Source organism: Pseudoxanthomonas koreensis (assembly GCF_041890415.1).
Classification (GTDB): Bacteria; Pseudomonadota; Gammaproteobacteria; order Xanthomonadales; family Xanthomonadaceae; genus Pseudoxanthomonas; species Pseudoxanthomonas koreensis_A.
The window spans coordinates 1,950,023-1,971,718 of the sequence record NZ_CP169056.1; the positions used below are offsets into that span (position 1 = coordinate 1,950,023).

Here is a 21,696-nt window from a genome sequence, read left to right on the forward strand (position 1 = left end):
TCGGAGGGCGGCCGCCGGCAGGGCACGGCGCGGACTGCGCCGCGCCACCGCCTTCAGCCGAACAGCTTCTTGAAGCCGTTGTCGGAAAACCCCTGGCTGAAACCGCCGTCGTCCCTCACCACCACCGGGCGGCGGACCAGCTGCGGGTATTCCCTCAGCAGCAGCGTCCATTCGGCCTGGCTGCCCGGCGCCTTGCGCCCATCCGGCAACTGCCGCCAGGTGGTGGAGGACTTGTTGACCAGTGCATCGAAGCCGCCGGCCTTGCCTGCCCACTCCACCAGGGTTTCAGGCGTCGGCTTGCTGTCGCGGTAGTCGACGAACGTGTAGGGCACGCCGAAGCGGTCCAGCCACTTCGTCGCCTTCCTGCAGGTGTCGCAGTTTTTCAGGCCGTAGAGCGTGGTCATGCCCTCACCCACGCAGCAGCTCGTTGATGCTGGTCTTGGACCGGGTCTTGGCGTCGACCTGCTTGACGATCACCGCGCAGTACAGCGAGTGGCTGCCATCGGCGGCCGGCAGCGAGCCGGACACCACCACGCTGCCCGGCGGCACGTAGCCGTAGCTGACCTCGCCGGTGGCGCGGTTGTAGATGCGGGTGGACTGGCCGATGAACACGCCCATGCCGATCACGCTGTGGTGGCCGACCACCACGCCTTCCACCACTTCCGAGCGCGCGCCGATGAAGCAGTAGTCCTCGATGATGGTGGGGCTGGCCTGCAATGGCTCGAGCACGCCGCCGATGCCGGCACCGCCGGACAGGTGGCAGTGCTTGCCCACCTGGGCGCAGGAGCCGACCGTGGCCCAGGTGTCCACCATGGTGCCCTCGCCCACGTGCGCGCCGATGTTGATGAAGCTGGGCATCAGCACCACGTCCTTGCCGAAGTGGGAGCCGCGGCGCGCCACCGTACCCGGCACCACGCGCACGCCCAGCTTGCGGAACTCGGCCTCGCCATGGCCCTGGAAGCGCAACGGCACCTTGTCCCAGTACGGGCCCGGCTGGCCTTCCATCACCGCCATGTCGTGGACCCGGAAGTACAGCAGCACCGCCTTCTTCAACCACTCGTTGACCTGCCAGCCACCTTTGCCATCGGGCTCGGCAACCCGGAACTCGCCGCTTTCAAGGCCGTCGATGACGCGCCCCACCAGCGGCCGGGTGGAACCGTTGATTTCGTCCTGGGTGAGCGCGGCGCGGCGCTCGAATGCGCTCTCGATCGAGAACTTCAGTTCGGCCAGGCCGGACTTGTCGGCGCTTGCGCGCTTGCGTGGCGCGGCGGCCCTGGGGGTGGAGGTCTTCTTCGGCGTCTGTGCCATCAGCGTGGGGATCCTGCGGGGGAGGTGTCGGGGTCCAGGCGCGCGCGCAACTCGGCGCGCAAGGCCTGCTGGGCGGCTTCGTCGAGCGGGTGGTCGTGCTCGTCGGTGATCTGGAACAGGTCCTCGGCGCGCTCGCCGAAGGTGGCGATGCGCGCATCATGCACGCGCAGGCGGCACGCGCGCAGGGCCTGGGCCACGTCGGCCAGCAGCCCGGGACGATCCGGGCAGACCAGGCTGAACAGGCTGCGGCGGCCATCGGCACTGAGGTTGAACTCGGCGCGCGGGGTGAAGCGGAAATGGCGCAGCTGCCGCGGCACCACCCGGCGCGGCGCACGCACCTGGTCCAGGGCGCCGGCCAGTGCATCGCACAGCTCCGCTTGCAGTTGCGCCGGGTCGCCACTGGCGAAGCGGTCGGCCGGCAATACCTCGAACGTGTCGAACACCGTGTCGTTGGGGCCCATCAGCACCCGCGCCTGGTGCACGCCGTAGCCATGCCGGTCCAGGGTGGCCACGATCGCGGCGAACAGGCCGTCGCGGTCGGGCGAATGCACGAACACCTCCAGCGCAACGCCCTGTCCGTCGTCCCCGTCGCCGCCGCTGATCCTGCGCACGGCCACGCGGGTATCGCCCGGCTGCACCTGCACCAGCGAACTGGCCTGCCAGGCCAGTTGCTCGGGGCGGAAGCGCAGGAAGCCCTCGGCAGGCATCTGCGCGAACTGGCGCTCGATCACCGCATCGTCGAAGCCGCGCTCGCGCAGCAGCGCATGCACGCTGGCCCGCGTCTCGGCATCGCGCGCTTCCGCGTCCACGGGCACCTCCAGGCCTTCGCGCAGTACCCGCCGGGTGGCGAGGTACAGGTCGGCCAGCAGGCGGTCCTTCCAGGCGTTCCACAGCTCCGGGCTGGTCCCGGCGATGTCGGCGCAGGTGAGCAGGTACAGGTAATCCAGGCGGTCGCGGTCGCCGACCAGCCGGGCGAAGGCATGGACCACGTCGGGATCGGAGATGTCCTGCTTCTGCGCGGTGGTGGACATGCGCAGGTGCTGTTCCACCAGCCAGGCCACCAGGCCGGTGTCGGCCTCGCTCAGGCCGTGCGAGGCGCAGAACTCGCGCGCATCCACCGCACCCAGTTCGGAATGATCGCCGCCGCGGCCCTTGGCGATGTCATGGAACAGGCCGGCCAGCAGCAGCAGCTCGGGCTTGCGCAGGCGCGGCCACACCCCGTGGGCGATGGAAAAGCGCTCGTCGGCCTGGCCGCTGGCGAAGCCGGACAGGTTGCGCAGCACCATCAGCGTGTGCTGGTCGACGGTGTAGGCGTGGAACAGGTCGAACTGCATGCGCCCGGACACCTTGGCGAATGCCGGCAGGTACTGGCCCAGCACGCCCAGGCGCGCCATCCGGGTCAGGCTCTCGACCGCACGCGGCCCGCGCAGCAGGGCCATGAAGCGAGCGCGCGCGGCCGGGCCGGCGTGCGTGTATGGCGGCAGCTGCGGCAGCGCCTCGGCCAGCGCGCGGGCGGTGCGCGAATGCAGCCCGCGCACCCGCGGGTGCGCGGCCCAGGTGGTGAACAGCGCCAGCACCTCGCGCAGGTCGCCTTCGGGCCAGTAGGACGCGCTGGCCGCCAGGTAGCCGCGCAGCAGGACGAAATCCGGGTCCAGCGATTCGGGCTCCGCTTCGCCTTCGAACGTTTCCTCGAAGCGCTGCAGCAGCCGGTCGCTGATCCGGCGCACGATCGCCGCGCTGCGATAGAAGCCCTGCATCATCTTTTCCACGCCCAGGCTGTGCGCGTCGTCGGCGTGGCCCAGCAGGTGTGCAAGCGCCTTCTGGTAGTCGAAGCGCAAGCGCTCCTCCGGACGCCCGGCCACCAGGTGCAGGCCGAAGCGCAGCCGCCCCAGCGCACGCCGCTCGCGGGCCAGCGCGGCGGCCTCGTCCGGGCCAAGCTGGCCCAGCCCGACCACCGCGTCCAGGCCGTGCACGCCGAACGCGCGCAGCGCCATCCAGCCCAGGGTGTGCAGGTCGCGCAACCCGCCGGGGCCATCCTTGATGTTGGGCTCCAGGTTGTCGGAGGTGTCGCCGAAGCGCTGGTGGCGGACCTGCAACTCGGCGCGCTTGGCCTCGAAGAACTCCCGTGGCGGCCATACCCGCTGCGGCGATACCGCGGCGGCCAGCGCCGCCTGCGCGGCGGCATCGGCCACCAGCGGGCGCGATTCGATCAGCGCGGTGAGGATGGTCTGGTCACCGGCGGCGGCCACGGTGCATTCATCGGCTGATCGCACCGCATGCCCCACCGGCAGGCCGACGTCCCAGACCAGCGCGCAGAACCGCGAAAGCTCGCCCTCCAGGGCGCGCTGGGCCTGCGGCTCGGCCAGCACCAGCAGGTCGATGTCCGAGCGCGGAAACAGCTCGCCGCGGCCGTAGCCGCCCACCGCGAACAACGCCAGTGGAGCGCCGGCCGGGATGCAGCGTGCCCAGGCCGCGCGCAACAGCTCGTCCACTGCGCGCGCGCGCAGTGCCAGCAGGCGTTCGATGGTGACCCGAGGCCCGTAGCGCCGCGCCAGGCGGACATCCACATGGGCAAGGTTGTCGCGAGCCTGCCGGGCCCAGGCGGCATCGCCGCCCAGGCCATCCCCGACGGCGCCTTCCGGCGCCAGGCCCGGGTCGGCACTCACGTGGGCGGCTGCTCGCCCGGGGCCAGCGTCAGCACGTCCACGCCATCGCCGGTGACGGCGACGGTGTGTTCCCACTGCGCGGACAGCTTGCGATCCTTGGTCACCACGGTCCATCCATCCGGCAACACCCGGGTGTGGCGGCCGCCTTCGTTGATCATCGGCTCGATGGTGAAGGTCATGCCCGGCACCAGCACCAGGCCCTCGCCGGCGCGGCCGTAGTGCAGGATCTGCGGCTCGTCGTGATAGACCTTGCCGATGCCGTGGCCGCAGTACTCGCGCACCACCGAGAAGCGCTCGCCCTCGGCATAGCTCTGGATCGCGTGGCCGATATCGCCCAGGGTCGCCCCCGGCCTGACCGCGCGGATCCCGCGCCACATCGCCTCGAAGGTGGTTTCCACCAGCCGCCGCGCCATCACCGAAGGGCTGCCGACGCAATACATGCGGCTGGTGTCGCCGTGCCAGCCGTCCTTGATGACGGTCACGTCGATGTTGAGGATGTCCCCGTCCCTGAGCACCTTGGCCTGGCTGGGGATGCCGTGGCAGATCACGTTGTTGACCGAGGTGCACACCGTCTTGGGATAGCCGCGGTAGCCGACATTGGCCGGCACCGCGCCCTGCACCTTGACGATATGGTCGTGGCAGATCCGGTCCAGCTCCTCGGTGGTCGCCCCGGGCTTGACGTGCGCGGCGATCATTTCCAGCACTTCGGCGGCCAGGCGGCCGGCGACGCGCATCTTCTCGATTTCCTCGGGGGTCTTCAGGTGCAGGCTCATGCGGGGGATTATCGCCGATCCGGCGGCGGCCTGAACGGGCCGAGCGAAAACCCGGGGCGTGGCGCACATGCCTGGCGCCCGTGACCGGGTTATCGGCCGGTAAGGCCAGGCCACGCGCCGGTGCCGCTGGCCGGGCCTTTGCCTGCAGGCCCCGGCAGCGGCTATAATCCGCCGGCTCTGTCCGCCCCCGTCCTTGCGACCGGGGCCGCCCACGCCGGGCGCAGGGTACCGGGTCCCGTCCCGGTCCGGCGAATACACACCTGCCGCCAATACCCGTGCCGGGGTGCCCGTGCCGCCTGGAGCCAGTCTCCGGTGCCACGGGTTCGGACACGGAAGCGGCAGGGAGGCCCAACCCCGGAATCGTCTGGTGCCAGTGCCCCGCAAGGGCCTGCCCATCCAGCGCGCGGACTACCCGACAACGCCGCGCGTGCGATGCGATTCCCCATCAGGAGTTACGACCAATGCCCCAGATCACCATGCGCCAGATGCTTGAAGCCGGCGTCCACTTCGGCCACCAGACCCGCTACTGGAACCCGAAGATGGCCCCGTACATCTTCGGCGCCCGCGGCAAGATCCACATCATCAACCTCGAGAAGACCGTCCCGCTGTTCTCGGACGCGATGAACTTCATCTCGGCCATCGCCCAGAAGCGCGGCACGATCCTGTTCCTGGGCACCAAGCGCAGCGCGCGCGAGGCCATGAAGGAAGAGGCCGAGCGCTGCGGCATGCCGTACATGACCCAGCGCTGGCTGGGCGGCACCCTGACCAACTTCCGCACCGTCAAGCAGTCGGTGGGGCGCCTGAAGGAGCTGGAAGCGGCCGAGACCGACGGCACCTTCGACAAGCTGGTCAAGCACGAAGTGCTGGGCCTGCGCCGCGAGCGCGAGAAGCTGCTGGCCTCGCTGGGCGGCATCAAGGACATGAGCCGCCTGCCCGACGCCCTGTTCGTCATCGACATCGGCCATGAGGACATCGCGATCAAGGAAGCCCGCAAGCTGGGCATCCCGGTGATCGCGGTGGTCGACACCAACTACGACCCGGCGCTGGTGGACTACGCCATCCCGGGCAACGACGACGCCATCCGCGCCGTGCAGCTGTATGCCCGCGCCGCGGCCGACGCCGTGCTGGAAGGCAAGGCTGCCGCCCCGCACGCGGCCAACGTGACCGAGAGCGACTTCGCCGAGGCCGATGGCGAGGCCAAGAGCCCGCGCCGCGCGCCGGCCAAGAAGGGCGCCCCGCGCAAGGGCAAGGCCGAGGACGGCGAGGCAGCAGCAGCCGCAACCGCGGAGTAAAAGCGCCGCGCAACGCGGCCACGTGCTTGCTGCCGTGGCCGCCGCTTGCCCGCCGCCGCCAGGCCCGCCGCGCTTCCAGGAGCCGGACGCCCATGCGACACCCGCATGCCGGTCCGCGCAGCGGCCGCTGGCCCCGACACCGCCGTCCGCGCCCATGCGCGGCCGACGCACCCGAAAATACACAGATGAGGTATCCCAATGGCTGAAATCACCGCATCCCAGGTCAAGGAACTGCGCGAGCGCACCGGCGCCGGCATGATGGAGTGCAAGAAGGCACTGACCGAGAACAACGGCGACATCGACGCCGCCGCCGAGTGGCTGCGCAAGTCCGGCCTGGCCAAGGCCGACAAGAAGGCCGGCCGCGTGGCCGCCGACGGACGCATCGCCGTGGCCCAGGATGGCGCCAGGGCCGTGCTGGTGGAGATCAACTCCGAAACCGACTTCGTGGCCAAGGATGCCAACTTCCTGGCGTTCGTCGACACCGTGTCGCAGGCCGCGCTGACCTCCGGCGCCCCTGACGTCGAAGCGCTGAAGTCGGCCAAGCTGCCCGCGGGCGGGACCATCGAGGAAGCACGCGCGGCGGTCATCGCCAAGGTCGGCGAGAACGTGCAGGTGCGTCGCCTGGCCCGGATCGACAGCGGCGACAACGTGGCCGCGTATGTCCATGGCGGCCGCATCGGCGTGCTGGTCGAGCTGAAGGGCGGCGACGCCGACCTGGCCCGCGGCATCGCCATGCACGTGGCGGCGATGAACCCGCCGCACGTCAAGGCTGCCGACGTGCCGGCCGATTTCATCGCCAAGGAAAAGGAGATCGAGCTGGCCAAGATGTCCGACAAGGACAAGGCCAAGCCTGCCGAGATCCTGGAGAAGATCATCGCCGGCAAGATCGCCAAGATCGTCAACGAGGTGACCCTGTACGGCCAGCCGTACGTGCTGGACACCAACCAGACCGTCGAGGCCGCGCTCAAGGCCGCGGGTGCCGAGGTGGTTCGCTTCGACCGCCTGGCCGTGGGCGAAGGCATCGAGAAGAAGGAAGACGACTTCGCGTCCGAGGTGATGAAGCAGGCCGGCCTGGCCTGATCGCACCACCCAGCGGTGGTCTGGAACAAGCCGCGGCCAAGGTCGCGGCTTTTCTTTGCGCGCTTACCCGCGCAACGCGTTTGCCTGCATACTCCCCATGGTATCGGAGCCGAACCGCAGCATGATGAGACCGGAACTCGAAGCCAGCCTCCTGCACTGCCGCAACCTGCCCTCGCCGCCCGGCGTTGCGCTGCAGATCATCGAGTTGGCGCAGGATCCGAACGCCGACCTGGGCGCCACGGCGGGCATCATCAGCATGGATGCGGCGCTGAGCGCGCGCCTGCTGCGGGTCGCCAACTCACCGCTGTACGCAGGCCGCCGGCGCGTCGACAACCTCGCCCAGGCGATGACCATGCTCGGCCTCAACGCCACCTTGAGCCTGGCCCTGGGGTTTTCGCTGGTGCATGGCCTGCGCGGCGACAACGGCACCGCCCACGAACAGGAACGGGTATGGCGGCGCAGCGTGCTGGCCGCGCTGGCCGCGCGCCTGCTCGGCCGCCCGGCCGGCGTGCAGCACGCCGAGGACCTGATGCTGGCGGGCCTTCTGCAGGACGTCGGCCGCCTGGCCCTGCTGCAGGCGGTGCCCGACGAGTACACCCCGCTGTGCGTGCACGCCGAGGACAACGACACCCTGCTGGCACTGGAGCGCGAGACGCTGGGTGCCGACCACGCCGAGGTCGGCGCGTGGCTGGCGCGGCAATGGCGCCTGCCGGGCTACCTGGTCGAGGCGATCGCGGCCAGCGAATCGGGGGCCAGCGAGGACCCCTTCCATAATTGCGTCCATGTCTCGGGCGTGGTCGCCGACCTGTGGCTGGCGCCGTCCGATCCCGAAGGCCAGCTGCGCAGCCACGCTGCCGGGCTGGTGCGCTCCTGCACCCGCGGGGGCGAGGATGCACTGGATGACCTGCTGGTCCAGATCGCCGCCGCGCTGCCGGAGATCAGCACCCTGTTCGAGGTGCGGATCAGCCGCCCCGAGCACCTGCAGGCCATCTCCGACCACGCCAAGGAGCTGCTGATCCTGCGCAACCTGCGCGAGATCCAGGAGGCCACCCAGGCGCGCCACGACGCCCAGGTGTCCGAGGAACGCATGCGCCGGCTCACCGAGCAGTCGCGCCGCGACCCGCTCACCGGGGTGTACAACCGCCTGCAGATGGAGGAAGTGCTCGAGCGCGAGTTCGCCACCGCGCTGGCGCTGCAGCATCCGCTGTCGATTGCCTTCGTGGACCTGGACGATTTCAAGCGCATCAACGACCAGTACGGGCACCTGGTCGGCGACCAGGTCCTGCGCCAGTTCGCCCAGACCCTGCAGCGCATGCTGCGCAGCACCGACCTGATCGCCCGTTACGGCGGCGAGGAGTTCCTGGTGGTGCTGAGCCATTCCGGCGAAACGGCCGCCATGCGCGTGCTGCAGCGCATCCTGGACGAAGTGTCGAACATGCCCATGGCGATGGTGGAGGGCCAGCCGCTGCACGTGACCTTCTCGGCCGGCGTGGCCACCCACGACCAGACCAACCGGTTCGCGGACGCGCGCAGCCTGCTGCAGGCCGCCGACGACGCCCTGTATGGCGCCAAGCGCAAGGGCCGCAACCAGGTGAGCCAGCACGGCGAGTGAACCATTGCCGGGGTTCACGCGCACGGGCAACCCGGTCGCGCGGCGTTTCCGCTAGAATCCGCGGGCTTTCCACACGTCGAGGCCCCCCATGTCCGAGCTCGCCCACCGCCGCGTCCTGCTGAAACTCTCGGGCGAAGCGTTGATGGGAGCCGAGGACTACGGCATCGACCCGGTGGTCATCGGCCGGGTGGCGGGCGAAGTGATGGAGGCCCGCGAAGCGGGCGCCGAGATCGCCCTGGTGATCGGCGGCGGCAACATCTTCCGCGGCGCCGGCCTGGCCGCCGGCGGCATGGATCGCGTGACCGGCGACCAGATGGGCATGCTGGCCACCGTGATCAACGCCCTGGCCATGCAGGACGCGCTGGAAAAGCTCGGCGGCAAGGTCCGGGTGATGAGCGCGATCAAGATCAACGACGTGTGCGAGGACTACATCCGCCGCCGCGCCGTGCGCCACCTGGAAAAGGGCCGGATCGCGATCTTCGCCGCCGGCACCGGCAACCCGTTCTTCACCACCGACTCGGCCGCCGCGCTGCGCGCGATCGAGATCAATGCCGACCTGCTGCTCAAGGCCACCAAGGTCGACGGGGTCTATGACCGCGACCCGAAGAAGTTCCCCGAGGCGGTGCGCTTCGAGGAGCTGGACCACGACGAAGTCATCGCCCGCGGCCTGCAGGTGATGGATACGGCCGCCTTTGCGTTGTGCAGGGACCACGGCATCCCGCTGCGGGTCTACGACGTGTCCGTGCCCGGCAACCTGATGCGCATCCTCCACGGGGCCAACATCGGCACCCTGGTGCGCGGCCGCGCCTGAGTTCCACCGGCTTCATCGGCCCGCCGCCCGCAGCGGCGTGCGCCACCACCGCGGACACGATCGCGACCGCCAGGCCACGGCCGTGCAGCGCCGGGCCCTGTCGGGCAATATCCGTATAATCGGTCGATTCAGACACCGACTCGACGGAAGCCACGGCGATGCTCAACGAAATCAAACAAGACGCGCAGGCCCGCATGGCCAAGAGCATCGAAGCTCTGCGCCACAACCTGGTCAAGGTCCGCACCGGCCGCGCCTCCACCGGCCTGGTCGACAGCATCCGGGTCAGTGCCTACGGCAGCGAAGTGCCGCTGTCGCAGGTGGCCGCCATTTCGGTCTCCGATGCGCGCTCGCTGGTGATCACCCCCTGGGACCGGACCATGGTCGGCCCGGTGGAGAAGGCGATCCTGGCCTCGGACCTGGGCCTGACCCCGAACACCGCCGGCACCACCATCCGCCTCAACCTGCCCGCACTTACCGAAGAGCGGCGCCGCGAGCTGACCAAGGTCGTGCACAGCGAGGGCGAGGACACCAAGGTCGCCATCCGCAACGTGCGCCGCGATGCCAACCAGCAGGTCAAGGACCTGCTCAAGGAAAAGCAGGTGAGCGAGGACGAGGTGCGCCGCTCCGAGGACGAGATCCAGAAGATCACCGACAAGGCCATCAAGGACGTGGACGAGGTGGTCAAGGCCAAGGAGCAGGAACTGATGGCGGTCTGAACGGCCGCGATCGGTTGATCCGTGACCCGTGCCCGGTCGCATGCCAACGTCCGACGAGGCCATTCCGGTGACTGAGACAATGGATTCGCAAGACCCGGTTCTTTCGGATCAGCACGCACCAGTCACCAGCCACCAACAGGTGCCTCGGCACCTGGCCATCATCATGGACGGCAACGGCCGCTGGGCGCAGCGCCGGCGCCGGCCGCGCGTGGTCGGGCACCGTGCCGGCGCGCGCGCGGTCAACCTGACCGTGGACTTCTGCCTGCAGCATGGCGTCGAGGCGCTGACCCTGTTCGCCTTCTCCAGCGAGAACTGGGGCCGGCCCGAGGAGGAAGTGGGCGCACTGATGAAGCTGTTCCTGGGCGCGCTGGAACGCGAGGTCGACGAGTTGCACCGGCGCGGGGTACGGATCCGTTTCATCGGCGAGCGCGTGCGTTTCTCCGATGCCATCGTCAAGCGCATGGCGCTGGCCGAGGCGCAGACCGCCGGCAACGGGCGCCTGCACCTGAACGTGGCCGCCAGTTATGGCGGCCAGCAGGACATCGCCGCCGCCGCCCGCGCCCTGGCGCGCGAAGTCGCCGCCGGACGCCTGGACCCGGAACACATCGACGAGAAGGCGGTGGGCGCACACGTGGCCCTGGCCGACCTGCCGCCGCCGGACCTGTTCATCCGCACCGGCGGCGACCACCGGGTGAGCAACTTCCTGCTCTGGCAACTGGCGTATACCGAACTCTGGTTCACCGAAACGCTGTGGCCGGACGTGGACGCCGGCCTGTTGCAGCAGGCCCTGGACGACTACGCCGGACGCGAGCGCCGTTTCGGCCTGACCAGCGCGCAGATTGCCGTGGAGGCTTCCGCATGACCCGTACCCGCGTGATTGCCGCGCTGATCATGGCGCCGGCCGCAATCGCGGCCATCCTCGTCCTGCCGACCCCGTGGATGGCCGCACTGGCTGCGGCGATCATGCTCGCCGGCCTGTGGGAATGGCTGCGCCTGGCGGGGGTGGATGACACCCTGCCGCGCACCGTGCTGCTGCTGCTGACCCTGCTGCTGATGGTCCTGCTGGTGTGGGGCTCGCGCAGCGAGGCGGGGTTCTCGCCGGTCCTGTTCCAGATCGTCACCCTGGCCGGCCTGCTGGGCTGGGTGCTGTCGCTGCTGTGGCTGTGGCGGCCGGGCTTCGGGGCCAGCCCGGGGTGGTGGACGCGGGCGCTCAAGCTGGGCGCCGGCACCCTGGCACTGGTCGCGGCCTGGTGCGCGCTGTGCCTGATCCACTCGGACAACTTCGCCGCCCTGGGCGGCGGCGGCGACCCGCACGCGCACCGCTGGCTGCTTGCCGCACTGGCGCTGGTCTGGGCCGCCGACACGGGCGCCTATTTCTCCGGGCGACACCTGGGCCGGCGCAAGCTGGCCCCCTCCATCAGCCCGAACAAGACCGTCGAAGGCGCGCTCGGCGGCGTGGTCGCCGGCCTGGCCGCCGCGCTGGGGTTCGGCCTGCTGGCCGGCGCCGGGATGGGCCAATTGCCGGCGCTGGCACTGGTGGCGGTGGTGGCCGTGCTGGCCTCGATCGTGGGCGACCTGGTCGAAAGCCTGCTCAAGCGCCAGGCCGGGGTGAAGGACTCCGGCGACCTGATCCCGGGCCATGGCGGCGTGCTGGACCGGATCGATGGCGTCCTCGCGGCCCTGCCCGTCTTTGCCATCGGCAAGGACATCATGGGCTTCTGACCGCCACGCCATGCAGCCCCCCTCGGACATGCGCCAGGTCGCCGTACTCGGCGCCACCGGCTCCATCGGCACGTCGGCACTGGACGTGATCGCGCGCCATCGCGGGCGCCTGCGCGCCAGCGTGCTGGGCGCGGGCAGCAACGCGGGCGATCTGGTCCGGCTGTGCATCGCGCACCAGCCCGACCACGCGGTGGTCGCCGACCCGGCCGCCTACCCCGCCCTGCGCGATGGCCTGCGCGAGGCCGGCCTGGCCACCCGCGCACATGCCGGGGCCGAGGCGATGGAAGCACTGGCCGCCGGCCCCGGCTGCGACACCGTGGTGGCGGCCATCGTCGGCGCGGCCGGGCTGGGATCGACCCTGGCCGCCGCGCATGCCGGCAAGCGCCTGCTGCTGGCCAACAAGGAATCACTGGTGCTGGCCGGCGAACTGGTGATGGCCGCCGCGCGCCGGGCCGGCGCCGAAATCGTGCCGATCGACAGCGAGCACAGTGCGGTGTTCCAGTGCCTGCGCTCGTGCCGCGCCGACGGCGTGCGCCGGCTGGTGCTGACCGCATCGGGCGGCCCGTTCCGCGGCTGGGACCGTGCACGCCTGGCCCAGGTCAGCCCGGCGCAGGCGGTGGCGCACCCGAAGTGGTCGATGGGGCCGAAGATTTCAGTCGACTCGGCCACGCTGATGAACAAGGGCCTGGAGGTGATCGAGGCCTGCCACCTGTTCGGCCTGCCGCCGGCGCGCATCAGCGTGCTGGTGCATCCGCAGAGCCTGGTGCATGCGCTGGTGGAATACGTGGACGGCTCGACCCTGGCCCAGCTTGGCCTGCCCGACATGCGCACGGCGCTGGCAGTGGGCCTGGGCTGGCCGGACCGGATCGATTCGGGCGTGGCCGGGCTGGACCTGCTGGCCCAGGGCCGGCTCGATTTCGAGGCGCCGGACCTGGAGGCGTTCCCCTGCCTGCGCCTGGCCAGCGAGGCCCTGGCCGCGGGCGGCACCGCCCCGGCGGTGCTCAACGCCGCCAACGAAGAGGCGGTTTCAGCCTTTCTTCAGGGCCGGGTGGGTTTCCTAGCCATCCCGGCCCTGGTCGAACAGAGCCTGGCCGCGCTGCCCGCAGCGCCGGCCGACTCGCTGGAGACCCTGCTGGCAGCGGATGCCGCCGCACGCCGGGATACCCGCCAGCGGATCGATGCCATGGCTTCCGGGAGCCACGGCGCATGAACTCCCACACGCGAATGGATGCCTGTCCCCATGGGTGATTTTCTGGGTTCCATCTGGTGGCTGGCGGTCAGCCTCGGACTGCTGGTCACCTTCCACGAGTTCGGTCACTACTGGGTCGCGCGCCGTTGCGGGGTGGACGTGCTGCGCTTTTCGGTCGGCTTCGGACGGCCGCTGTGGTCGCGCCGCAACCGCGCCGGCACCGAGTTCGCGATCGCCGCCATCCCGCTGGGCGGTTACGTGAAAATGCTCGACGAGCGCGTGGCCGACGTGCCGGTGTCGCGCCAGGCGCATGCCTTCAACCGGCAAGGCGTATGGCGCCGGATCGCGATCGTGGCCGCCGGCCCGGCCGCCAACCTGCTGCTGTGCGTGGCCCTGCTGTGGACGATGTTCCTGGTCGGCCGCCAGGACTATGCACCGGTGGTCGGACGCAGCACCGGGATTGCGGCCGACGCCGGCTTCCAGCCCGGCGAGCGCCTGACCGAAATCGCCGGGCGCCCGGTGGCGACCTGGACCGAAGTGGCCATGGCCTTGGCCGCGCCGGCCCTGGACCGGCGCGACATCCAGGTGCGCAGCCAGGACCCGGCCGGCCGCGAGACGGAGCGCACCCTGCGCCTGTCACGGCTGCCCGACGGCCTGGACGAGCGCCGCATCCCCGAACAGGCCGGCTTCGTCTGGGGCTTCCTGCTGACCCCGGCGCGGATCGACAGCGTGCGCGAGGATGGCCCCGCGGCCGGCGTGCTGCAGCCAGGCGACCTGATCCTGGCCATCGACGGCCAACGGGTGGATGCGGCCGACCGGGTGTCCCCGCTGGTGCAGGCGCTGGGCGCGCAAGGTGGCCCGGGCATGGTCGAGGTCGAGCGCGACGGCGAGCGCCTGGCGCTCGAACTGCAGCCGCGGCCCAGTACCGACCCGCGGCGCACCGGCAGCTGGGAGCTGGGCATCGCCATGGCCGCCCCGCAGTTGCCCGAATACGACGCGGTGCAGCGCTTTGGCCCGCTGGACGCAGTCCCGGCCGCGCTGCGCGAGACCGGGCGCCTGACCAGCGATTCGCTGGGGATGATGCGGCGGATGCTGACCGGCGATGCGTCGGTGAGGAACCTGTCGGGCCCGGTGACGATTGCGCGTGCGGCCAACGCCTCGGCCTCGCGCGGGGCCGACTGGTTCCTCTACTTCCTGGCCCTGCTGTCGCTGAGCCTGGCGATCATCAACCTGTTGCCGATCCCGATCTTGGACGGCGGTCACCTGCTGTATTACCTTATAGAGTTGGTCAAGGGCAGCCCGCTGAGCGAGCGCGCCATGGCTGCCGGGCAGTACGTCGGCCTGGCATTGCTGGCCGGGCTGATGGGACTGGCCTTCTACAACGACATACTGGGCTTGATGCCGCGATGACAGACACTGCTTCCGGCTCCCAGCCGCGACACCTGCCCCGACGTACCTCCACCGGATGTGACATGACGCGATTTCCCGTTCGCCGCCTGCTGGCCCTCGCCCTCGCTTCGTCCCTGAGCCTGCCGGCGCTGGCGCAGGCGGCAGAGCCATTCACCGTGCGCGACATCCGCATCGACGGCCTGCAACGCATCGCCGCCGGCACCGTGTATACCTACCTGCCGGTCGAGCGGGGCGAGACCCTGGACCAGGCCGGCGCCGGCGACACCATCCGCGCCCTGTACCACACCGGCTTCTTCGAAGACGTGCGCCTGGACCGCCAGGGCGACATCCTGGTGGTCACCGTGGTCGAGCGCCCTGCGATCAACAAGCTCACCCTGGAAGGCAACAAGGACATCAAGAGCGAGGACCTGCTCAAGGGCCTGGAGGACATCGGCCTGTCCGAAGGCGAAACCTTCGACCGCCTTGCGCTGGACCGCGTCACCCAGGAACTGCACCGCCAGTACAACAACCGCGGCAAGTACAACGTCACCATCACCCCCACGGTCAGCCCGCTGAACCGCAACCGGGTCGACGTGACCATCACCGTCAAGGAAGGCAAGGCGGCCAAGATCCGCCACGTCAACCTGATCGGCACCGACAGCTTCGAGAGCGAGGACATCCAGGAAGCCTGGGAATCGCGCGAGAGTTCCTGGCTGTCGTGGTACCGGCGCGACGACCAGTACTCCAAGGAAAAGCTCTCCGGCGACATGGAGAAGCTCAACTCCTGGTACCTGGACCGCGGCTACATCGACTTCAACATCGACTCCACCCAAGTCTCGATCAGCCCCGAGAAGCGGGAGATGTACGTCACCGCCAGCGTCACCGAGGGCGAGATCTACAAGATCTCGGACATCAAGGTCACCGGCGACACCATCCTGCCGCAGGAGCAGGTCGAGCGCATGGTCATCCCCAAGGTCGGCGACACGTTCTCGCGTGCGCTGCTGGAACTGACCTCCGACGGCATCACCAACACCCTGAGCAACATCGGCTACGCCTTCGCCCGGGTAAGCCCGCTGCCCACACCCAACCGCGAAGACCGCACCGTGGCGATCAACCTGCAGGTGATGCCCGGCCCGCGCGTGAACGTGCGCCGGATCCTGTTCAAGGGCAACACCCGCACCTCCGACGAGGTGCTGCGCCGGGAGATGCGCCAGTTCGAGAACAGCTGGTACTCGCAGGCGGCCATCGACCGCTCCAAGGTACGCCTGCAACGCCTGGGCTACTTCGAGACGGTGGAGGTGGAAACGCCCGCCGTGCCCGGCACCGGCGACCAGGTGGACGTGGTCTACAACGTCAAGGAAACCAACTCCGGCAGCTTCATGTTCGGCGTCGGCTACTCGCAGCTTGGCGGCATGACCACCACCGTGCAGCTGTCGCAGGCCAACTTCCTGGGCGGCGGCAACCGGGTGGCGGTGGAGGCCCAGCGCAGCGATTACCTGCAGCGCTACGCGTTCTCCTACATCAACCCGTTCTTCACCGATGAAGGCATGTCGCTGGGCTACAACCTGTGGTGGCGCGAGCTGGACTACTCGGACTTCAACACCGCCCAGTACAACAGCACCAATGCCGCCGCGCAGGCGGTGCTGGGCCTGCCGATCACCGAGAACAGCACCGTCTCGATGCTGTTCGGCATCGACTCCAACCAGATCCAGACCTACTCCGGCTACACCCCGGAGGTGATCGTCAACTATGTGCACGCCATCGGCCGGCGCACCTTCCACGCCTGGCGCACCGAGGTGGGCTGGGCGCGCGACACCCGCAACGACTTCTTCATGCCCACCCGCGGCACGTACCAGCGCGTGGGCCTGGAAACCACCCTGCCCGGCTCGACGGTCGAGTACTTCAAGCTCAACTATGAAGTTTCCAAGTACTGGCGGCTGAGCCCGGCGTTCGTGCTGCGCACCGGCCTGGACCTGGGTTACGGCGACAGCTATGGCAACGACATCGTCCGCAACATCTGCTGGACCCGCCCGACCGTGGAAAACCCCACCCCCGGCGCCAGCGACCCGTGCCTGACCGATTCCCCGGACTACGCGCGCACGCTCACCGCCTCGGGCCTGCCGTTCTTCGAGAACTTCTACGCCGGTGGTACCCGCTCGGTGCGCGGCTTCCGCGACAACACCCTGGGCCCGCGCTCGGAAGTGCTGGGCGGCTACCGTGGTCAGCCGCTGGGTGGTTCGCTCAAGACCGTCGGCCAGATCGAGATGCTGTTCCCGAAGCTGTTCGACACCAGGGCCGCACGGGTGTCGACCTTCATCGATTTCGGCAACGTCTACGACAGCACCGACAACTTCGACGCGGGCGAGTTGCGCGCGTCGGCCGGCGTGGCCCTGCTGTGGCGTGCACCGATGGGCCCGATCTCGATCAGCTACGCCTATCCGTTCAAGAAGAAGGAAGGCGACGAGATCGAGCGCCTGCAGTTCTCGTTCGGCGGCAGCTTCTGACCACCGCTGCTGCACCTGCATGCACGAAGAAGGCGCCCAACCGGGCGCCTTCTTCGTTTAGCCGCACCGTATCGCCCGTGCACCGCCACGCGCGCCCACGCCGGCCGGCGCGTCGTGGGCGCTACGCTGCCCCGGCAGCGGCGTCGACGATCCCGCCCAGTTGCTGCAGCACTGCCGTGGCATAACTGCCCGGGGGCAGGCTGAAGGACAGCACCAGCACATCGGCCGCTTCCCATTGCCAGGTGAACCCGCCTGGCCGGACCCGCAGCGCGCGGCGCTCCTGTTCCAGCCCGGCCCGCTCCAGCCCGTCACGCAGCGCAAGCGACTCGGGCTCGGCCAGTGCCGCCAGTTCCAGCTCGGCGCAGGCGCCCTCGCTGCGCAGGCCGCCGCGCCCCCACAACGGGCCGCTGGGATGGATGTCGCCGGCCTGCAGCCGCGCCTGCAACGCCTCGCTCCACGGCTCGGGCCCGAACACGCTGCGGCTGCCCGACAGCGCCCAGACTTCGCCCTCCATGCCGTGCGCCCAGTTGCCGGCGGCCACGCGCGCGGCCAGCACCCGGTTGAACAGCGCCGAGCGCGCCGCCGACAGCAGCAGCGAGCGCTGCTCGCGGCCGATCCGCCTGCCGCGCCCGGCCTGGGCGAACATCGCCAGCGCCTTGTGCACGTTGCCTCCGCCATGGCCGAAGCGCTGTTCGCCGAAGGCATTGGGCACGCCTTGCGCGGCCATCGCCGCCAGCCGCGCCTCCACCGCATCGTGCGCGCCCTCGACCTGGCGCAGGGTCAGCACGAAGCGGTTGCCGGCCAGGGCCCCGCGCGGCAGCTTGCGGCGGTGCCGGGACTGGGCCAGTACGCGCAGGCCTTCCTGTTCCAGTGTCGCGATCTCCGGCGCTTCGCGGCCCGGCAACTGCACGCTGAACCGCTGCCGGGTCACCGCGTGCCGGTCCTTCATCCCGGCATAGCCCACGGCGTGTTCCGGCACCGCCGCCCAGCGCGCGATCGCGCGTGCGACGAAGGCCGTGTTCATGCCGCGCTTCTCCACGGTGAGCAGCACGTGCTCGCCATCGCCGCTGGGCTCGAAGCCGTCCAGTTCCTCGACCTGGAAATCCTCCACGCCGGTGCGGATCCGCGCCGTCAGCACCGGTGCACCGAACGCCTGCGCAGGCGGGCTCACGCGCGCACCATCAGCGCCACGGCCTGCGCGGCGATGCCTTCGCCGCGACCGGTGAAGCCAAGTTTCTCGCTGGTGGTGGCCTTGACGCTGATCGCATCGACATCCACCCCGCACGCCTGCGCGATGCGCTCGCGCATGGCCAGCACATGCGGGCCGACCCTGGGCTGCTCGCACACCACCGTCGCATCCGCATTGCCGAGCCGCCAGCCCCGCGCGGCCGCCAGGCCGATGCAGTGGCGCAACAGTTCGGCACTGTCGGCGCCCTTCCAGCGCGCATCGCTGGGCGGGAAATGCACGCCGATGTCGCCCAATGCCAGCGCCCCCAGGATCGCGTCGCTCAAGGCGTGCAGGACCACGTCGCCGTCGCTGTGCGCCACCACCCCGCAGCCGTGCGGCACCCGCACGCCGCCCAGCATGATGTGGTCGCCCGGGCCGAACACGTGGACGTCGAATCCCTGGCCGATGCGGAAGGGGGGGATGTCAGCCATGGATGCCTCCGGGTGGAACCGTTGACGGCCTCGTTGGCCGCACCGCTATTGTGCCGCAGGCGACGGCACCGGACCGCCCCGGCGCGGCGCACATCCGGCGCCGGACGCGGTGCCGGGATGCTGCGCCGGTGGTCAACGCCGCCTGCCGGTCAGTCCCGGGTCAGCCGCCACGCCCGATGGATGCGCGCGTTGCGCTCGAAATCCGGCGGGATGGTGGAGGCACTGATCTCCTCGCAATGGGCGAACTGCGAAACCGCATCCTCGTCCAGGCGGAACCGCCGGAAGTTGTTGGAGAAGTACAGCGCACCGCCCTGGGCCAGCCGCGCGACGGCCGCGCGCAGCAGCCGCACCTGCTCGCGCTGGACGTCGAAATCGGCCGCGCGTGCCGAATTGGAGAACGTCGGCGGGTCGCAGAAGATCACGTCGTAGCGGCCGCGCTCGGCTTCCAGCCAGGCCATCGCATCGGCCTGCACCATCCGGTGCGCCGCGCCGCCCAGGCCGTTGAGCGCCAGGTTGTCCGCGCACCACTGCAGGTAGTTGGCAGACAGGTCCACGCTGGTGGTGGATGCCGCGCCCGCCATTGCCGCCTGCACGCTGGCCACGCCGGTGTAGCAGAACAGGTTGAGGAAGCGCCGGCCCTTGGCCTCGACCGCCATGCGCCGGCGCAACGGCCGATGGTCCAGGAACAGACCGGTGTCCAGGTAATCGAACAGGTTCACCCACAGCCGCGTCCCGTGCTCGCTCACCACGAAGCGCTCGCCAGGCGGGCGCAGGCTGCCCTGCCCCGCGCGCGCGTACTTGCTGCCGCCCTTGCCACGTTCACGGGTCTTCATGGCGACCTGCACGGATGGCACCGCGAAGGCCTCGCGTGCCGCCGCCAGCACCTCGTTGCGGCGCCTGCGCACGTCCGCCTCGGGGATCTCCTTCGGCGGCGCGTACTCCTGCACGTGCAGGAAGGTGCGCTGCGCGCCACCGTCCTCGGCATAGACGTCGATCGCCGCCGCATATTCGGGGATGTCGGCGTCATAGGCGCGGTAGCACGTCACCTGTTCGGTGGCGCGCCAGTTGCGCAGCCGGCGCAGGTTGCGCTGGACCCGGTTGGCGACCATGCGCGCGCCCTCGGACAACTCGCGCGGCGCAGGGTCTTCGCGCGCCGGTGCCTGCACCGGGTCGCACACGATCAGCACGCACTCCAGCGCACCGTTGAAAAGCTGGTACTTCCTCGCAGCGCGCAGGCCGGTGGCGTGGGCCAGCTCGGCATCGCCGCACAGCAGGCTGGCGCGCCAGCCCGGCACCGTGCGCTGCAGGGCCTGGCCAAGCCGGCGGTAGAGGCCGCCATCGGCGGCCAGGCGCCGGTCGTAAGGTGGATTGCACACCACCAGGCCGCGCGCGGCCGCGGCCACCGGCAGCGCATCGACATCGCACGCCTGGAAGGTGATGGCGCCGGCCACGCCGGCCGCCTGCGCATTGGCACGGGCAGCGGCGATCGCCTGCGGATCCAGGTCGCTGCCGTGGAAGACCGGCCGCAGCGCGGCCAGGCCGGCGCGGGCGCGCACCCGCGCCTCGTCCAGCATCGCGTCCCATGCGGCCACATCGAAACCGGTCCAGCGGGTGGGTGGCGGCGCGACGTCGACCGGTGCCGGGGCGTCGCCCGGTTCGTCGCAAGCCGGAGCGGTCGCGCCGATCCTGCCCAGCCCGGGCGCGACGTCGGCGGCCATCAGCGCGCCCTCGATCAACAGCGTCCCGGTGCCGCACATCGGGTCGAGCAGCGCGCCTGCGTCCGCACGCATGGCCGGCCAGCCACCGCGCAGCAGCACCGCGGCGGCCAGGTTCTCCTTCAGTGGCGCCTCGTGCCGGGCCGCGCGCCAGCCACGGCGGTGCAGCGGGCCACCACCCAGGTCCACCGACAGCGTGGCCCGGCCCTTGCGCAGCGACAGGTTCAGGCGCAGGTGCGGTGCGTCCACGTCCACCGACGGACGCTCCAGGCCCTGCGCCCGGAAGCCATCGACCACTGCGTCCTTGACCCGTTGCGCGGCAAAGCGCGCATGGGTGAGCGCCTCGCCGGACACGTGCGCGTCCACCGCCAGGGTGTGGCCCTGGCGCAGGTGTTCGTGCCAGGGCACCGTGGCGGCGCCGGCATACAGCGCCTGCTCGTCCGGGCAATCGAAGCTGGCCAGCGGCCACAGCACCCGGCTGGCCAGGCGCGACCACAGCACCGCGCGCTGCGCATCGGCCAGGGTGCCCTCGGCATTGACCCCGGCCACGGTGGCGGTGGCGCGCGCTGCGCCCAGCGCCAGCAGCTCGTCGGCGAGCAGGTATTCCAGGCCCTTGGCGCAGGAGACGAAGAACTTCATTGGCGGTGCGGCTCGCGCGAAAGGGATGTCAGCAACTGGGCGAAGGCGCGCGCGGTGGTTTCCACATGCCGGGCCAGGCGATGGCTGTCGTCCACCAGCAACAGGCGCGCGCCCCGCTGTCGCGCCCATTCCACCACATCGGCCGCCGGGATCAGTTCGTCGCGCCAGGCATGGACGATGGAGATCGGCACCGCGGCTGCATCCAGTTCGGGCAACGGCCCCATGCGCGTCGGCGGCACCATCAGGAACAGCGCACGGGTAGGCACCTGCAGCGAGGCCAGGGCAGAGACATAGGAGCCCAGGCTGGAGCCGGCCAGGACCACCGGCGTGCCGCGCGCGACAGCAGCGCCGGCAATGCCCAGCAGCCGCTGCAGGCGGCCGGGCACGTCGCCCAGGCGGCCCACTTCAAGGCGCGCATCCAGGTCGGTGTAGTCCGGGCGTTCGGTGGTCCAGCCCAGGTCCTCGGCCACCCGCGCCAGCGCGGTCACCTTGGTCGCATCCGGGCCGCTCTCGAACCCGTGCGAAAGAATGCAATGCCCCTGCGTCACGCCGCCTCCATCCGTCCTTATCGCGACCGGCGCGCACGCACCTTCCGCAGTCCTGCGTCGCCGATCCAACGCC

At 70.3% G+C, this 21,696-nt stretch carries 18 protein-coding genes; 10 read left to right on the plus strand and 8 right to left on the minus strand.

Annotation, left to right across the window (positions count from 1 at the left end):
• Window positions 1-53: 53 nt before the first annotated feature.
• Genes ACEJ41_RS08970 through map form a run of 4 tightly spaced genes read right to left on the minus strand, consistent with a single transcriptional unit; the run spans window position 54 to window position 4,747 of the window.
• Window positions 54-404, minus strand: coding sequence for a Spx/MgsR family RNA polymerase-binding regulatory protein (locus tag ACEJ41_RS08970; RefSeq protein WP_374011938.1), 351 nt, complete (start codon window positions 402-404; stop codon window positions 54-56).
• A 4-nt stretch (window positions 405-408) separates the two neighbouring features.
• Window positions 409-1,308, minus strand: coding sequence for a 2,3,4,5-tetrahydropyridine-2,6-dicarboxylate N-succinyltransferase (dapD, locus tag ACEJ41_RS08975; RefSeq protein WP_374011939.1), 900 nt, complete (start codon window positions 1,306-1,308; stop codon window positions 409-411).
• Window positions 1,308-4,049 carry a [protein-PII] uridylyltransferase gene (gene glnD, locus ACEJ41_RS08980; protein WP_374011940.1) on the minus strand — a complete coding sequence of 914 codons (2,742 nt, stop codon included), beginning with the start codon at window positions 4,047-4,049 and terminating at the stop codon, window positions 1,308-1,310. Before glnD ends, dapD begins: the two co-directional genes overlap by 1 nt.
• Window positions 3,971-4,747, minus strand: coding sequence for a type I methionyl aminopeptidase (map, locus tag ACEJ41_RS08985; RefSeq protein ID WP_374011941.1), 777 nt, complete (start codon window positions 4,745-4,747; stop codon window positions 3,971-3,973). The genes glnD and map overlap by 79 nt, the downstream gene beginning before the upstream one ends.
• A gap of 461 nt (window positions 4,748-5,208) precedes the next feature.
• Here map and rpsB point away from each other — a divergent pair, with 461 nt between their 5' ends.
• The 10 genes from rpsB to bamA all read left to right on the plus strand — a co-directional run bounded on the left by rpsB (window position 5,209) and on the right by bamA (window position 17,062).
• Window positions 5,209-6,039: a 30S ribosomal protein S2 gene (gene rpsB, locus ACEJ41_RS08990; RefSeq protein WP_374011942.1), complete on the plus strand. Its 831-nt coding sequence runs from the start codon at window positions 5,209-5,211 to the stop codon at window positions 6,037-6,039.
• Window positions 6,040-6,237: 198 nt separating this feature from the next.
• A complete protein-coding gene (tsf, locus tag ACEJ41_RS08995) occupies window positions 6,238-7,119 on the plus strand; it encodes a translation elongation factor Ts (protein WP_374011943.1) in 882 nt (293 codons plus the stop codon).
• A gap of 124 nt (window positions 7,120-7,243) precedes the next feature.
• Window positions 7,244-8,731, plus strand: coding sequence for a GGDEF domain-containing protein (locus ACEJ41_RS09000; RefSeq protein WP_374014105.1), 1,488 nt, complete (start codon window positions 7,244-7,246; stop codon window positions 8,729-8,731).
• Window positions 8,732-8,819: 88 nt separating this feature from the next.
• Complete coding sequence (gene pyrH, locus ACEJ41_RS09005) at window positions 8,820-9,542, plus strand: UMP kinase (protein ID WP_374011944.1); 723 nt, start codon at window positions 8,820-8,822, stop codon at window positions 9,540-9,542.
• A 158-nt stretch (window positions 9,543-9,700) separates the two neighbouring features.
• Window positions 9,701-10,258 carry a ribosome recycling factor gene (gene frr / locus ACEJ41_RS09010; RefSeq protein WP_374011945.1) on the plus strand — a complete coding sequence of 186 codons (558 nt, stop codon included), beginning with the start codon at window positions 9,701-9,703 and terminating at the stop codon, window positions 10,256-10,258.
• Window positions 10,259-10,337: 79 nt separating this feature from the next.
• Window positions 10,338-11,120, plus strand: coding sequence for a polyprenyl diphosphate synthase (uppS, locus tag ACEJ41_RS09015; RefSeq protein ID WP_374011946.1), 783 nt, complete (start codon window positions 10,338-10,340; stop codon window positions 11,118-11,120).
• On the plus strand, window positions 11,117-11,980 hold the full coding sequence (locus tag ACEJ41_RS09020; RefSeq protein WP_374011947.1) for a phosphatidate cytidylyltransferase: 864 nt from the start codon (window positions 11,117-11,119) through the stop codon (window positions 11,978-11,980). The genes uppS and ACEJ41_RS09020 overlap by 4 nt, the downstream gene beginning before the upstream one ends.
• A 10-nt stretch (window positions 11,981-11,990) precedes the next feature.
• On the plus strand, window positions 11,991-13,190 hold the full coding sequence (gene dxr, locus ACEJ41_RS09025) for a 1-deoxy-D-xylulose-5-phosphate reductoisomerase (RefSeq protein WP_374011948.1): 1,200 nt from the start codon (window positions 11,991-11,993) through the stop codon (window positions 13,188-13,190).
• 30 nt (window positions 13,191-13,220) lie between these two features.
• Window positions 13,221-14,579 (plus strand): RIP metalloprotease RseP, encoded by a 1,359-nt coding sequence (rseP, locus tag ACEJ41_RS09030; protein ID WP_374011949.1) that lies wholly within the window; start codon window positions 13,221-13,223, stop codon window positions 14,577-14,579.
• A 62-nt stretch (window positions 14,580-14,641) separates the two neighbouring features.
• Window positions 14,642-17,062, plus strand: a complete 2,421-nt coding sequence (bamA, locus tag ACEJ41_RS09035) for an outer membrane protein assembly factor BamA (RefSeq protein WP_374011950.1) — start codon at window positions 14,642-14,644, stop codon at window positions 17,060-17,062.
• Window positions 17,063-17,183: 121 nt separating this feature from the next.
• Here the strand turns inward: bamA and truD are convergent, their stop codons facing one another.
• From truD to ACEJ41_RS09055, 4 genes are all read right to left on the minus strand, one after another.
• On the minus strand, window positions 17,184-18,233 hold the full coding sequence (truD, locus tag ACEJ41_RS09040) for a tRNA pseudouridine(13) synthase TruD (protein ID WP_374011951.1): 1,050 nt from the start codon (window positions 18,231-18,233) through the stop codon (window positions 17,184-17,186).
• On the minus strand, window positions 18,230-18,721 hold the full coding sequence (gene ispF / locus ACEJ41_RS09045; RefSeq protein ID WP_374011952.1) for a 2-C-methyl-D-erythritol 2,4-cyclodiphosphate synthase: 492 nt from the start codon (window positions 18,719-18,721) through the stop codon (window positions 18,230-18,232). Before ispF ends, truD begins: the two co-directional genes overlap by 4 nt.
• Before the next feature lie 149 nt (window positions 18,722-18,870).
• Entirely contained in the window at window positions 18,871-21,075 is a 2,205-nt protein-coding gene (gene rlmKL / locus ACEJ41_RS09050) for a bifunctional 23S rRNA (guanine(2069)-N(7))-methyltransferase RlmK/23S rRNA (guanine(2445)-N(2))-methyltransferase RlmL (RefSeq protein WP_374011953.1), read from the minus strand.
• The gene (locus tag ACEJ41_RS09055; RefSeq protein ID WP_374011954.1) at window positions 21,072-21,623 is read right to left on the minus strand and encodes a hypothetical protein; all 552 of its coding nucleotides are present in this window, start codon (window positions 21,621-21,623) and stop codon (window positions 21,072-21,074) included. The genes rlmKL and ACEJ41_RS09055 overlap by 4 nt, the downstream gene beginning before the upstream one ends.
• Window positions 21,624-21,696: the final 73 nt, after the last annotated feature.

What these genes read in the sequence shown, in the direction of transcription:
- ACEJ41_RS08970 (WP_374011938.1), bottom strand. Translation starts at nt 404, where the DNA reads ATGACCACGCTCTACGGCCTGAAAAACTGCGACACCTGCAGGAAGGCG.
- dapD (WP_374011939.1), bottom strand. Translation starts at nt 1,308, where the DNA reads ATGGCACAGACGCCGAAGAAGACCTCCACCCCCAGGGCCGCCGCGCCA.
- map (WP_374011941.1), bottom strand. Translation starts at nt 4,747, where the DNA reads ATGAGCCTGCACCTGAAGACCCCCGAGGAAATCGAGAAGATGCGCGTC.
- rpsB (WP_374011942.1), top strand. Translation starts at nt 5,209, where the DNA reads ATGCCCCAGATCACCATGCGCCAGATGCTTGAAGCCGGCGTCCACTTC.
- tsf (WP_374011943.1), top strand. Translation starts at nt 6,238, where the DNA reads ATGGCTGAAATCACCGCATCCCAGGTCAAGGAACTGCGCGAGCGCACC.
- ACEJ41_RS09000 (WP_374014105.1), top strand. Translation starts at nt 7,244, where the DNA reads ATGAGACCGGAACTCGAAGCCAGCCTCCTGCACTGCCGCAACCTGCCC.
- pyrH (WP_374011944.1), top strand. Translation starts at nt 8,820, where the DNA reads ATGTCCGAGCTCGCCCACCGCCGCGTCCTGCTGAAACTCTCGGGCGAA.
- frr (WP_374011945.1), top strand. Translation starts at nt 9,701, where the DNA reads ATGCTCAACGAAATCAAACAAGACGCGCAGGCCCGCATGGCCAAGAGC.
- uppS (WP_374011946.1), top strand. Translation starts at nt 10,338, where the DNA reads ATGGATTCGCAAGACCCGGTTCTTTCGGATCAGCACGCACCAGTCACC.
- ACEJ41_RS09020 (WP_374011947.1), top strand. Translation starts at nt 11,117, where the DNA reads ATGACCCGTACCCGCGTGATTGCCGCGCTGATCATGGCGCCGGCCGCA.
- dxr (WP_374011948.1), top strand. Translation starts at nt 11,991, where the DNA reads ATGCAGCCCCCCTCGGACATGCGCCAGGTCGCCGTACTCGGCGCCACC.
- rseP (WP_374011949.1), top strand. Translation starts at nt 13,221, where the DNA reads ATGGGTGATTTTCTGGGTTCCATCTGGTGGCTGGCGGTCAGCCTCGGA.
- bamA (WP_374011950.1), top strand. Translation starts at nt 14,642, where the DNA reads ATGACGCGATTTCCCGTTCGCCGCCTGCTGGCCCTCGCCCTCGCTTCG.
- ispF (WP_374011952.1), bottom strand. Translation starts at nt 18,721, where the DNA reads ATGGCTGACATCCCCCCCTTCCGCATCGGCCAGGGATTCGACGTCCAC.
- rlmKL (WP_374011953.1), bottom strand. Translation starts at nt 21,075, where the DNA reads ATGAAGTTCTTCGTCTCCTGCGCCAAGGGCCTGGAATACCTGCTCGCC.